The organism is Pelistega sp. MC2 (assembly GCF_900099475.1).
Lineage (GTDB): Bacteria > Pseudomonadota > Gammaproteobacteria > Burkholderiales > Burkholderiaceae_B > Taylorella > Taylorella indica.
In genome coordinates, this window is record NZ_LT628273.1 from 63442 (window position 1) to 76172 (window position 12731).

The 12731-nt window shown below is 39.3% G+C and carries 16 protein-coding genes and 1 pseudogene; 9 read left to right on the forward strand and 8 right to left on the reverse strand.

Translation table 11 applies throughout. The features are described from left to right. The first annotated feature begins 5 nt into the window (after positions 1 to 5). From infA to rplQ, 7 genes are all read left to right on the forward strand, one after another. On the forward strand, positions 6 to 224 hold the full coding sequence (gene infA / locus BQ4443_RS00365) for a translation initiation factor IF-1 (RefSeq protein WP_023949357.1): 219 nt from the start codon (positions 6 to 8) through the stop codon (positions 222 to 224). Between the two features lie 24 nt (positions 225 to 248). Continuing rightward, entirely contained in the window at positions 249 to 362 is a 114-nt protein-coding gene (gene rpmJ, locus BQ4443_RS12075) for a 50S ribosomal protein L36 (RefSeq protein WP_081710613.1), read from the forward strand. Between the two features lie 32 nt (positions 363 to 394). Further along, positions 395 to 760, forward strand: coding sequence for a 30S ribosomal protein S13 (gene rpsM, locus BQ4443_RS00370; RefSeq protein ID WP_023949355.1), 366 nt, complete (start codon positions 395 to 397; stop codon positions 758 to 760). Positions 761 to 775: 15 nt separating this feature from the next. Then, a complete protein-coding gene (rpsK, locus tag BQ4443_RS00375; protein ID WP_023949353.1) occupies positions 776 to 1174 on the forward strand; it encodes a 30S ribosomal protein S11 in 399 nt (132 codons plus the stop codon). Between the two features lie 20 nt (positions 1175 to 1194). Continuing rightward, positions 1195 to 1818, forward strand: coding sequence for a 30S ribosomal protein S4 (rpsD, locus tag BQ4443_RS00380; protein ID WP_023949351.1), 624 nt, complete (start codon positions 1195 to 1197; stop codon positions 1816 to 1818). Positions 1819 to 2068: 250 nt separating this feature from the next. Continuing rightward, on the forward strand, positions 2069 to 3052 hold the full coding sequence (rpoA, locus tag BQ4443_RS00385; protein ID WP_023949349.1) for a DNA-directed RNA polymerase subunit alpha: 984 nt from the start codon (positions 2069 to 2071) through the stop codon (positions 3050 to 3052). A gap of 178 nt (positions 3053 to 3230) precedes the next feature. Continuing rightward, complete coding sequence (rplQ, locus tag BQ4443_RS00390; protein WP_023949347.1) at positions 3231 to 3614, forward strand: 50S ribosomal protein L17; 384 nt, start codon at positions 3231 to 3233, stop codon at positions 3612 to 3614. Between the two features lie 184 nt (positions 3615 to 3798). On the opposite strand, the pseudogene BQ4443_RS00395 reads toward rplQ, so the two are convergent. Next, a pseudogene (locus tag BQ4443_RS00395) lies at positions 3799 to 4461 on the reverse strand (IS66 family transposase); the annotation flags it as partial. Here BQ4443_RS00395 and BQ4443_RS00400 point away from each other — a divergent pair. Continuing rightward, the gene (locus BQ4443_RS00400; protein ID WP_071057728.1) at positions 4459 to 5418 is read left to right on the forward strand and encodes a DMT family transporter; all 960 of its coding nucleotides are present in this window, start codon (positions 4459 to 4461) and stop codon (positions 5416 to 5418) included. The pseudogene BQ4443_RS00395 and the gene BQ4443_RS00400 overlap by 3 nt on opposite strands. A 111-nt stretch (positions 5419 to 5529) precedes the next feature. Here the strand turns inward: BQ4443_RS00400 and BQ4443_RS00405 are convergent, their stop codons facing one another. From BQ4443_RS00405 to BQ4443_RS00415, 3 genes are read right to left on the reverse strand one after another with little or no spacing between them, the layout of a single operon-like run. Beyond that, positions 5530 to 6003, reverse strand: coding sequence for a RidA family protein (locus BQ4443_RS00405; protein ID WP_071057729.1), 474 nt, complete (start codon positions 6001 to 6003; stop codon positions 5530 to 5532). Positions 6004 to 6021: 18 nt separating this feature from the next. Then, the gene (locus tag BQ4443_RS00410; protein ID WP_071057730.1) at positions 6022 to 6414 is read right to left on the reverse strand and encodes a c-type cytochrome; all 393 of its coding nucleotides are present in this window, start codon (positions 6412 to 6414) and stop codon (positions 6022 to 6024) included. 10 nt (positions 6415 to 6424) lie between these two features. Next, positions 6425 to 8017: a flavin monoamine oxidase family protein gene (locus BQ4443_RS00415; protein WP_023952982.1), complete on the reverse strand. Its 1593-nt coding sequence runs from the start codon at positions 8015 to 8017 to the stop codon at positions 6425 to 6427. Between the two features lie 332 nt (positions 8018 to 8349). On the opposite strand from BQ4443_RS00415, the gene BQ4443_RS00420 reads away from it, so the two are divergent. After that, positions 8350 to 8952 carry a 2Fe-2S iron-sulfur cluster-binding protein gene (locus BQ4443_RS00420; RefSeq protein WP_023952984.1) on the forward strand — a complete coding sequence of 201 codons (603 nt, stop codon included), beginning with the start codon at positions 8350 to 8352 and terminating at the stop codon, positions 8950 to 8952. Between the two features lie 77 nt (positions 8953 to 9029). Here the strand turns inward: BQ4443_RS00420 and BQ4443_RS00425 are convergent, their stop codons facing one another. The 4 genes from BQ4443_RS00425 to cutA form a co-directional block, all read right to left on the reverse strand. After that, positions 9030 to 9374: a 4a-hydroxytetrahydrobiopterin dehydratase gene (locus BQ4443_RS00425; protein WP_023952986.1), complete on the reverse strand. Its 345-nt coding sequence runs from the start codon at positions 9372 to 9374 to the stop codon at positions 9030 to 9032. 12 nt (positions 9375 to 9386) lie between these two features. Next, the gene (gene phhA, locus BQ4443_RS00430; protein WP_071057731.1) at positions 9387 to 10178 is read right to left on the reverse strand and encodes a phenylalanine 4-monooxygenase; all 792 of its coding nucleotides are present in this window, start codon (positions 10176 to 10178) and stop codon (positions 9387 to 9389) included. Positions 10179 to 10422: 244 nt separating this feature from the next. Next, on the reverse strand, positions 10423 to 12327 hold the full coding sequence (dsbD, locus tag BQ4443_RS00435) for a protein-disulfide reductase DsbD (protein WP_071057732.1): 1905 nt from the start codon (positions 12325 to 12327) through the stop codon (positions 10423 to 10425). Between the two features lie 7 nt (positions 12328 to 12334). Continuing rightward, the gene (gene cutA, locus BQ4443_RS00440; protein ID WP_023953531.1) at positions 12335 to 12661 is read right to left on the reverse strand and encodes a divalent-cation tolerance protein CutA; all 327 of its coding nucleotides are present in this window, start codon (positions 12659 to 12661) and stop codon (positions 12335 to 12337) included. Positions 12662 to 12731 lie beyond the last annotated feature (70 nt).

Below are 12731 nucleotides of genomic sequence, written 5' to 3' on the forward strand. Positions count from 1 at the left end.
AGACAATGGCAAAGGACGACGTCATTCAGATGCAGGGGGAGGTTGTTGAAAACCTTCCAAACGCAACTTTTCGCGTAAAGTTAGAAAATGGTCATATCGTATTAGGTCATATCTCTGGCAAAATGCGTATGCACTATATTCGGATTCTTCCAGGAGATAAAGTTACTGTGGAATTAACCCCATATGACTTAAATCGTGCTAGAATCGTATTCCGCTCTAAATAAGCGGAGCTATTAGGAGTCAACCAAATGAAGGTAATGGCATCGGTTAAAAAGATCTGCCGTAATTGCAAGATCATTAAACGTCACGGAATTGTACGAGTAATTTGTACAGATCCGCGTCACAAGCAACGTCAAGGTTAATCCTTACGTTTTTTATATAACGAGGAACAGTCATGGCCCGTATCGCAGGCATTAACATTCCGCCGCATCAGCACGCTGAAATCGGTTTAACGGCAATTTATGGTATTGGACGTACTCGCTCTCGCTTAATTTGCGAAGCGGCTGGCGTACCATTCGATAAAAAAGTTAAAGATTTAACAGACGCAGAACTCGAAAAAATTCGTGAACAAGTAGGTTCGTTTACGGTTGAGGGTGATTTGCGACGTGAAGTACAACTTTCGATTAAACGCTTAATCGACTTGGGAACCTATCGTGGCATGCGCCACCGTCGTGGACTACCAGTTCGTGGTCAGCGCACTCGTACGAATGCGCGTACACGTAAGGGACCGCGTCGTGCAGCTCAATCATTGAAGAAATAATTGGAGTAGCTAAATATGGCGAAAGCTTCTAGCAGCGCAGCACGCGCACGCAAAAAAATTAGAAAGGTAGTAACGGACGGTATCGCACACGTTCACGCTTCTTTCAACAACACAATCATCACAATTACTGACCGTCAAGGCAATGCCTTGTCATGGGCGACGTCAGGTGGCGCGGGCTTCAAAGGCTCACGCAAATCGACGCCTTTTGCAGCTCAGGTTGCAGCCGAGTCAGCGGGACGTGTAGCATTAGAATATGGTATCAAAACATTAGACGTACGTGTAAAAGGTCCAGGCCCAGGCCGTGAATCTTCAATCCGTGCATTAAATGCTCTTGGTATCAAAATTACAAGTATTTCTGATATCACGCCAGTTCCGCATAACGGTTGCCGTCCTCCAAAACGCCGCCGCATCTAATTTTATAGGGAACATACATAATGGCACGATATACAGGTCCAAAATGTAAACTTTCACGTCGTGAAGGTATTGATTTATTTCTAAAGAGTGCTCGTCGCCCTTTAGACTCTAAATGTAAATTTGAACACAAACCAGGTCAGCATGGTCGCACTTCTGGTGCTCGTACTTCTGACTACGGTACTCAATTACGTGAGAAACAAAAGCTTAAACGTATGTACGGTGTGTTAGAAAAACAATTCCGTAAATACTTTGCCGAAGCTGAGCGTCGTCGTGGTAACACTGGCGAGACCCTGATTCAACTTTTGGAATCTCGTTTAGATAACGTAGTGTACCGTATGGGTTTTGGTTCAACACGCGCAGAAGCTCGCCAATTAGTGAGCCACGGTGCGATTGAATTAAACGGTCACAAAGCGGACATTCCATCAATGTTAGTTAAAGCTGGTGATATTGTTTCTGTACGTGAAAAATCTAAAGGTCAAGCTCGTATTAAAGAAGCAATGGAGTTAGCTACTAGCGTTGGTTTACCACAATGGGTTGAAGTTGACTCAGGTAAATTGACTGGTACGTTCAAACAAGCTCCAGATCGTTCAGATGTAGCACGCGACATCAATGAATCAATGATTGTGGAATTGTATTCTCGTTAATCTTGATTTATTTAGAAGAAACACAGCAAGTTTACTTGCTGTGTTTTCTCTATTGCTATACAGTGAAGTCCTATTAGGTATTTTAATAGGCTATTATTTGTTGAGGAATTTGTAGGTTTTTTACTCCTGAGAATTATGTTTTCAGCAGTAAAAGAGTTATAATATCTAGCTATTTCCTCTTAGGAAATTTTTTATTTATCCATCAGCCTTATCGGTGTAACGAGCCGAGGGTATTGAAAAGGAATTGAACATGTCACAAGCTTTTTTAAAGCCTCGCACAATTAATGTTGTGCCTATTACAGATAATCATGCCAAAGTTGTAATGGAACCATTCGAACGTGGTTTTGGTCATACACTAGGTAATGCTTTACGTCGTATTCTTTTATCATCAATGACTGGCTATGCTCCAACAGAAGTGCAAATTGCAGGTGTGGTGCATGAGTACTCTACGATTCCCGGCGTACAAGAAGACGTTGTAGATATTCTTTTAAACTTAAAAGGTGTAGTGTTTAAATTACACGGTCGTGAAGAAGTTAATCTTGTGCTAAATAAATCTGGCGAAGGTCCTGTATTAGCAAGTGATATTGAATTACCACATGATGTTGAAATTATTAATCCAAATCATGTTATTGCACATCTACAAGAAAATGGTAAAGTAGAAATGCAAATTAAAGTAGAGCAAGGTCGTGGTTATGTACCAGGTAACGTTCGTGCACTACGTGAAGATCGTCAGCATACTATCGGACGTATTATTTTGGATGCATCTTACAGCCCAATCCGTCGCGTTAGCTATGAAGTTGAAAATGCTCGTGTAGAACAACGCACAGACTTAGACAAATTAGTATTAGATATCGAAACAAACGGTGTTATTTCTCCAGAAGAAGCGGTGCGTCAATCAGCTCGTATTCTTATGGATCAAATCTCTGTATTTGCTGCTCTTGAAGGCGCAACAGAGTCTTATGAAGCACCTGCTCGTGGTACACCACAAATTGACCCAGTGCTATTACGCTCTGTCGATGATCTAGAATTAACAGTTCGCTCTGCAAATTGTTTGAAAGCTGAGAATGTTTACTATATTGGTGATCTTATCCAGAAAACTGAAAACGAATTGCTTAAAACACCTAACTTGGGCCGTAAGTCTCTTAATGAGATTAAAGACGTGCTTACAGCTCGTGGCTTGTCATTAGGTATGAAATTGGATAACTGGCCTCCAATCGGCTTAGAGCGTCCTTAATGATGTTTAAGGGATGAGTAGAACTTGCTGGTTTTATTCATTCAAGTAAAGAATTTGTAGAAGAGAGCGAAACTCTCTTCACAAATAACAATCGGACCGCCATTTTTAATGGATAGAAGAGCCGATTCACTGATAAGCAATCCTGCTTATCAATTATGTAGATTCAAAGGAAAATATTATGCGTCACCGTAACGGTCTTCGTAAATTAAATCGTACAAGTAGCCATCGTTTGGCTATGTTCCGCAACATGTCTGTATCTTTAATTCAGCATGAAGCAATCAAAACAACATTGCCAAAAGCTAAAGAATTACGTCGTGTAATTGAGCCATTAATCACTTTAGCAAAAGAGCCAACATTAGCTAACAAACGTTTAGCTTTTGCTCGCTTACGTGATCGTGATGCAGTGGTTAAATTATTCGAAGAAATCGGTCCTCGTTATAAAGCACGTAATGGTGGATACACTCGCGTGTTGAAAATGGGCTTCCGTCAAGGCGATAACGCACCTATGGCTTACATGGAATTAGTTGATCGTCCAGAAGTAACAGAAGCTGCTGCTGAATAATTTCAGTTTTTAGCAAGGTAGTTTTTAAACACGCTTAGTCTTTGTGCTAAGCGTGTTTTTTTATGCATAATAATAACTATAGATAAAAAGGGAGAGTTAGCTTGTTAGCGAGTAAGCGTCCGGTGAACTCCGATTGACTTCCGTTTTTAAACGTTCAATGCCCCGATTTTGTCGGGGCATTGTGTTAATTCTTGGTGTCGTTTGGCGCTTGCCAACGATGAGGCAGAAGCTCAGTAATGTCCTTCGCTTTCTGTGTCGGCAATCGTTCCAACACATCCTTAAGGTAAGCATAAGGGTCATGGCCATTGAGCTTAGCCGATTGAATTAACGACATCACCGCAGCCGCACGTCGACCCGCTTTCTCTGAACCTACAAAGAGCCAATTCTTGCGACCAATCGCGAGTGGACGTATCAAATTCTCTACCGCATTATTATCCATCGGCAGTTGAGCGTCTTCCAAGAGGCGCGTCAAGGCAAGCCAATTGTTCAGGCTGTAACGAATGGCTTTGGCGATCGCCGAGTTCGGCGGCACCAGCTCAAACTGACTACGCAACCACCTTTCTAATTGCTTAAGTGCCGGCTCCATGTGGCGTTGTCGATGGGCTAATCGCTCCGGTGGACTTAAGTTCCTGGCCTCGGCCTCGTAGTGATAAAGTCGTTGGATTTGTTGTAAGGCCTGTTCAGCCACTGAGCTGCCGTTGGCTTGGTAAATATCGTGGAATTTGCGACGCGCATGCGCCCAACATCCCCCCTCAATCACTTGCTCATCGGCAAAGAGGGCTTTATAACCGGCGTAATCATCACACATCAGACTACCGCGCCAATCGCCTAAGAATTCGCGGGCATGAGNTTAGCGATTGTATTAGGAATATTAATGGGGGTGGGTGTCTCCTTGCAAACGGTGATTAACTCACGTTTACGTGGCTATCTAATGTCCCCATTGTTAGCGAGTGTCGTCTCATTTACCGTAGGTAGTACTTTTTTGGCACTAATGCTTTTATTTAATAATGAACATGTTTTTCCTACAGAAGAGTTATTGCAAACTGCACCTAAGCATATTTGGATAGGTGGTTTTTTAGGTGCCATATGGATTACCGGTAATATCTTTTTATTTCAGCGTTTAGGGGCAGTACAAACAGCAATTTTTCCTATATTAGGCCAAATTATTAGTAGTGTGCTGATTGACCATTTTGGCTGGCTTGGAGTGAATATAAAAGAAATTACATCACTCAAAATTCTGGGGTTAACGTTAGTAGTAGCCGGTATTTTGGTCTCAATTACATTACCTTTTAATAAAGCAAAGTTAGTCACACCTACTCATGAGCAGTTAGATAAAAATGAGTCATCCTCTTGGACAATATGGTTATGGCGATTGTTTGGGATTAGTGGAGGGATAGTGATTGTTGTTCAAAGTCCAATCAATACGCAGCTTAGCCATTATTTAGGCTCACCAATACAAGCCTCGTTTACTTCATTTTTTATAGGGATGATAGTGTTGATGATTGTTTATCCTTTTACAGATAAAAAATTGACAGCTATTACACGCTTATATGAGCCTAATCGTCCTTGGTGGATATGGATGGGGGGCGTACTTGGTGGATGCTTTGTGATGCTAAGTGTAATTCTAGTACCATGGATTGGCGTCAGTCAGATGCTAGTGTTGGTATTGCTAGGACAGCTTTCTGGAAGTCTATGTGTGGATACGCTTGGGTGGTTTGGTGTGCCAAAGAAAAAAATTCTTATGCCACAGCTTATTGGTATTATGATGCTAGTAGTAGGTGTGGTGATTATTCGCTTAATCTAAGTTTTTATCACTATTAAAATAAAGGCTTTTCAGTAGTTGTAAATAAAACCAATACATCAAATAAGCTGTATTGGTTTTATTGATTTAAGGAGAGAATTAAATAGAGAAAAATTATTTTTCTATTTTAGCAGCACTAACTTCGATTTCAACAAGGTAGTCAGGATTTGCTAAAGCAGCAACTTGGAATGTAGATCTGACAGGCATATTAGGTTGCTCTGCTGTCCCAAAGAATTGTGTATAGCCTTCCATAAAGCCTTTGAAGTCCATTTTATTTTCTTTGTTTTTGTCAGCAACTAAGTAAACTTGCATTTTTACTACGTCACCCATTGTTAAGTTATATTCTTTTAGCTTCGCTTCGATTTTTTTAAGAACATTAATTGTTTGCTGTTTTGTGTCACCAAAAGATTCACCTTCTTTAGAAGGAACAGTGCCACTTAAGTAGTAATTTGTAGCAGCAGAAGGCACTACAACGACTGAAGAAATTGGGAAATTAGGAATTGGCTCGCGTTTAATCTCTGCTGCTTGAGTGATAGATAGAGGTAGTGCTAAAGCAGCCATTGTAAATACTGTAGATAATAATTTCATAAAAAGCTCCTAAAAAAATTAACGGAATTTAGCGACATCTTCAGCTGTCACTTTGTCGGTATAATGATTGCCAAAGTTAGAACGTACATAATTAATTGTTTCGGCAATTTGACTGTTGGTTAGTTGATCACGGAAAGGAGGCATTCCTTTTTGACCATTCATCACAACGAATTTCATATATTCAGGGGTCACAAGTTTGTGATTGCCCGCAAGTGCTGGGAAATGCCCTGCGCCTGTTGCTCCTTTTGCATCTTGCATATGGCACGCTGCACATACATGGTGGAAAATATCTTTACCTGTTGTATAAGGGTAAGGAGAAGAACTAAGATCAATCACGGCACTATCAGCAAAACTTTGAGAGCTTAGTAAGAGTGTAGTAGCGAATGAAAATAATAGTTTTGATAGCTTCATGAGATATTCCTTAAAGGGATTGAACTTTTTTATGCAAACGAGTGATAGCGTCAATAGCGGATGTCACTGCACCTTCTTGCCATGCTGGAATGTAAGAAGCATGTTCACCAGCTAAGACAATACGTCCATCAATTTGACATAGATTTTCATAATGTTGTTTGCGTTTTTCTTCTGTCCATGCGCCATAACAACCTAAGATCCAAGGTTGACGACTCCATGCCCAGCTAAACCCATTTTCAAATTCTTCTTTAATTTGAGGGTGAATTTGAGCACCTAACTCAATCGCTTTAGCTACACGTTCCTCGGGTTCCATTGCGGTAAATTCTAATGCTTTAGGTCCAAACATATAGGCATTTAGTAAAATGCCTTTACCTGAGGAGAAATAGCCATGATTAGGATAAGCAATTTGTGTAATTGGTAAGTTTGTATAAGAAATACCACCATAGATATGCTCATCTTCTTCCCAGAATCTACGCTTATATTGCCCAGCAATTTTGACTGAAGAAGCATAAGGAACACTGTTAATAGCGTCTTGCATAGGCTTACCTACATTCATTGGAATTTGTGAAAGCACAGAAAGAGGGGTAGTATTAACACACCATTCGGCTCGTTCTTGTTTAAGCTGACCACCTGCTTGATTGTCTTTATAGAAGATAGTGACGCCTGTATCGTCTTGTTTAATCTCTACTACTTGAGCATTGTATTGGATGATATTGCCAAGCTCCCGACCAAATGCCTCTCCAATTTTACCCATGCCTCCTTCTGGTTCAAACATAGTATGTTGGAACTCATCAAAGAAATGGATATTCATGTTTTTCCATAAATCACTTTTCACAATCTCATTGAGAGGAATAATTTCTGAAGCTTCAGGTAATGCACTTAAACCACCACCAGGATGTTTTTTATAACCACGATAAGCACTAGTTTCTAGGCTAGTTACATAGTCAAACTTATCGTTTAGGACACCGAAGCTTTTTAATGAGTCCAATAATTTTTCTTTGTCTTCTTTTGAAAAGTTCAAATCTAAAGCATTTTGATTAATAGATTTAGATAAGAGTTCAGAGAGCCCACCTTTATAATCATTAATAATTTCACGATAACGCTGAGGCTTTCCATTAAAAGCATTAGTATTATGTAAGTAGCTATTAAAGTTTAATTGAATAAATGGAATCATCTTGACGTTTAATCGTTTACAGTACTCCAAGATACCATAGTGGTTATAGGGGATACGCCAAGGACCAGGGTTAAAATAAAGACCTGAATCAAAACGGCATAATTGTTTAGTGCCATTGATTTCAGTATATTCCTTACCTCTATAAACACTGATATTACGACCACCAGAACGGTTTTGATATTCTAAGATTTTTACTTGATAACCAGCATTACGAAGCTCAAGTGCAGAGACCATACCTGCTATTCCCGCACCTAGAATAATAATCTTTTTCCCATTCCCATTACCTTCTAATTTAATAGGCCCAGTGTAGTGTGATTCAGCAGCAAAACCTAGACTAGTCATAGCTTGATACATGGCGGCACTACCAGCGGTATAACCAATCATAGCTAGCAATTTACGTCTAGAAATATTAGGGATTATGTTTGACATACTTTATGTACTCCTAAAAAACGGCGTTGTTATTTTTATAAATAAGCAAATAGCATGCCAATATTTAATATTTAATTTAAATTTAAAAAAACACCAATAAATCAGTTGTTTATTTAATTAATTCAAATTTAAATAAAAACTAGTGAAAATCTTTATGCACTAAAAAGAGCTGAATGCACAAGTTTTAAACATATGCTTGATGCTTTATGGTGCAGCACAGCAATATTAGTTTTTAATTCTGATGAAATTGTCATGGAGACTAATTTTTTGTCTAAGTTAAAAAGGAAAGTGAGTAAAATACTGTCAGATTAGATTTACAAAGAGGTTTGTTCATGTCTGAAAACCAATTAAGATGGATTGCTGCACGAGTGGATGATGTGAGAGAGGTTAATCCGCAACAGATGCAGATTGGGCTTTTTTTACCATCTTTTGCCCGGTTTATACAGCTTCCTGAGCAGTCAGTTATTGATGTTAAAACACCATCTGGATTGATACGTGAATATCCTATCGTCGCCATTGAGGCATCTACACAAACAATTACTATTGAGGTCATAAGGCAAATTAATGCAGCTGGAGAATCTACAAGTTTGCTTGATGGTATTGATCTAGACCAAATCATTGAAATTAGTGCACCTAGAGAGTCGCACAAATTAACGCAAGAAGATATTGATTTTTATGTTACCTTTGCACGTAAAGGTGTGACCATAGCCATTCCTAAGGAAATGAGTATTGCTGATGCGATGCGTGAGCATCATTTAACAGTTAATACATCCTGTGAATATGGTGTTTGTGGTACTTGTTATGCTACTGTGTTGAGTGGTGAGATTTTGCATGAAGACACTTATTTGACAGAAGAAGAAAAAAGCAAACAAGATTGTATGATGATATGTGTTTCAAGAGCAAAGCCAGGCACAACCATAGTATTGGATTTATAAGGATAAGCATAAAATAAGGGGAATAGCTAGCAATACGCCTCTTTCCCCTTATCGCCTAGCGTTAAAAGTGCTTTATTTTAGGCTTGATTGATCAACTCATCAGTTTTTGCTGCCATAATAAAGTCATTGCGGTGCAATCCTTTGATGCTATGGGACCACCAAGTAACAGTGACTTTCCCCCATTCTGTTAGAATGCCTGGGTGATGGCCTTCAGATTCAGCAAGCTCAGCTAATTGATTGGTAAATACCATCGCTTGTTTAAAATTCTTGAATTTGAATTCACGTTGTAATTGCATGATGTTATCGACCACTATGGCTCGCCATTCTGGAATCATTTTGATCAGTTCAGCAAGTTCTTCATCGCTTACTTTTGGTGCATTGGCTTGACATGCTTCACATGTTTGTTTGTTTAAGGGTTGCATAGTGTTTTTCTCCTATATGGTAAGACTAGGATGAGGAGAAAAAAGGCCTTTCTCCATCGCTATATGAATCTCTGACATTAAATCAGCTTGAGCAAGTTCAAATAATTGATCTAGATGATTTAGAACATAATAAATCGGTTGAATTCTATCAATACGATAGGGGGTTCGTAGTACGTCTTGAAGAGAAAATTCTCTATATTCAGGCTCACCACTTAAAGCGTATACCGTTTCTTGAGGAGAACTGAGAATACCACCACCATAAATGCGGCGTTGCGCATCGTTATTGCCGACCAGACCAAATTCAATAGTAAACCAATATAATCTGGCAAGAAAAGAACGTTCTTCTTTGCTAGCAATAAGACCTAATTTGCCATACGTTTCATTAAAGGCCGCAAAGGCCGGATGAGTTAAGAGGGGACAATGTCCCGCTACTTCATGGAAAATATCGGGTTCTTGGATATAGTCGAAGTCTTCTCGGCGACGAATAAACGTAGCAACAGGAAAGGATTTATTGGCTAGTAATTCGAAAAATCTTTTGAATGAAATTAATGCGGGTACTGCGGCTGTACGCCATCCAGTTGTAGAAAGTAATACGTCATCAATTTCTTTTAGTTGAGGAATAGTTTGTATTGGAAGATTTAATTTTTTAAGTCCTTCTAGGTACTCTGGGCAAGCTCTATTAGGAAGTGCTTGCTGTTGGCGGGTAATTAATTCACTCCAAATTTGATGCTCGTCAGCAGGATAACGAATAATGCCCTGTTCATCTGCCTGGCGAGCGACATATTCATGTTGCTCTGCAGTCATTATTTACTCTTGAATAAAAATTTAATCCTCCAATTTAACAAGAAAGAATTAGAAAAAATATAAGCGTAAATACTGATGCAAAAATATAAAAAGAGTTATCTAGAGAGGATGAAGTTAAAAGGTTGCTCGTAAAAAAAGTATAGATATATTGCCATAACTAAAGAGTAGTCATCTATCGTAATAATAGATGACTACTCTTTGTGTTGTAGGAGAAATGATATTAGCTAATGCCGTACTTAAGGATTTATTTAGAGCCTAGTGCTTTCTCTAAACTTTGTGTGAAGCGCTCAGCATTTTGGAAACCAATCACACGCACTTGAGTATTTTCTTGACCATTAGGGGTAAAGAAAATAATGCCTGGTGGTCCGAATAGTTGGAAAGCTTTTAGTAATTCTCTATCGTCCTTGGTATTCTTTGTGACATCCACTTGTAGTAAACGGAAATTTTTTAGTAATGTCTGAACATTAGCATTAGGGAAGGTGAATTTTTCCATTTCAACACATGAAACGCACCAATCTGCATAGAAGTCTAGTATGATGGGTTTGTCCGTACTAGCAAGTATTTGTTTCAGCTCAGATAGCGTATGAATACGTTCAAACTTGACATGAGAAAGCGTCGTTTCTTGAACCGCTAAGGGGTGTAAAACACTACGTGAACCTATACCAAAACCAATGACTAATAGAATAGCCCAGATAACTGCTAGCCATCCCACGAGTTTTAATAAGAGGGTCGTAAAATTTGGAAAGGGCTTATAGCCTCTAAAGGTGCCAATGACATAGGCAAACGCTATGGCTAAAGCCGCCCACAATAGCATAGGTAGCCAATTGGGTAGTAGTGGGGCTATCATCCATAAGGCGGCCGCAAACAATAATAAACCACATACCTTTTTGACACTATCCATCCATGCTCCTGCCTTTGGTAAGAGAGCGCCAGAACTTGATCCCAATAAAATGAGTGAAACGCCTTGCCCCCAGGCAAGTAGGAAGAGGATAAGTCCTCCTTTTACAATATCTCCCGTTTGAGATATAAAGAGTAAAACACCGGCTAATGGTGCAGCGACGCACGGCCCACAGATTAATGCAGAGATCATCCCCATTAATAATGCTGCCCCACCTTGTCCAGCAGGCAATTTATTCACAATATTATTAAGTTTTGTTTGTACGGAAGCAGGCATCTGCATGTTATATGCACCAAACATAGCAATGCCGAAAATAACGAGGAATAAGGCAAAGATACCTAACACCCAAGGATTCTGAATCCAATTGGCAAGGGCAGCACCAATGGAAGCGGCAATAATACCTAAGAGGGTGTATACGATGGATGTACCTAATACATATAACAATGTTAGGCGTAAGCTATGAAAGCGTGATTGTTGCTGTTTTTGGCTACCCACAACAAGAGATAAGAGGATAGGCAACATTGGTAATACGCACGGCGTAAAAGATAATGCCAAACCAAGTAAAAAAGCAACGGCTAACATATGCCATAGACTAGCATTATGCAACCATGATGCAATTTCTGTGTCCCCAGCATTAAGAAGATCTAAGGAGTTTTTTTCTGGTGCAGAATCTTTGAGAGTTGAATTGTTATCACTCGTAGACGTATTTAATTCACGTTGGGCTTCTTCACTGGAGATAAGGCTAAAATTATTTGCTTCTTTAGGAAGGGCAATGTCATAGCCTGTACTGGTAATAGTCACGGGCAAATAATAATACATTGGTGGGTAGCATAGACCAGCATCAGCACAACCTTGAGCCGTCACTTCTAAGGTAAATGATGGGGTGTCTGTAGGAATAGGTATAGTCACTAATGATTGGTGATGATAAACCTCCATTTCCTTATTAAAGGTGGGGTCAAATTTAATATCGCCTTTGGAGTAACTGATGCTTGTTGAATTAAGTAAATCGTGTTCTTTATTATCAATGATGGACCTAAATTCAAACCTTTCTTTATACATATAGTAGCCATCAGCAACTCCAAATTGAAGGTTGAGCTGATTTTCATGGCTAATATTTGCGTAGAGTTTAAAGGCTTGGTTAGGCTCCAAAAAATTTTCTTGTGCTTGTACGGGCTGAACAGAGACATTAAAAATAATACTTACTAATGCCAAAAGGAAAACGGTATAAAGACGATTTATTAAAGCTATCATTTTCTTGCTATTCTGTTGTTTGTTGGTTAATCCAAGTGAGGTATTCAGAGTCGCCTCCGATGATGGGTAAGCAAATAATCTCCGGTACTTCATAGGGGTGCAACTCTTTTATTTTAGCCATGCAAGCTTGTTGCTTAGCTGTAGAGGTTTTAATGGTAAGGATAATTTCCTCGCTACCTTCTAAATTATCTTGCCAGAGATACATGGATAGACCCATAGGAGAAAGATGCACACAGGCAGCATACTTATCCTCAACCAAAATATGAGCGAGACGTTTAGCAAATAATAAGTCTGGCACACTGGTTTGTATGAGTAAAGCGATGGGGCTTTCCATATAAACTCCATAAAATTAATATGATAAGCTGGATAGATAAAAATTATATTGATAAATGTTTACTTAACAC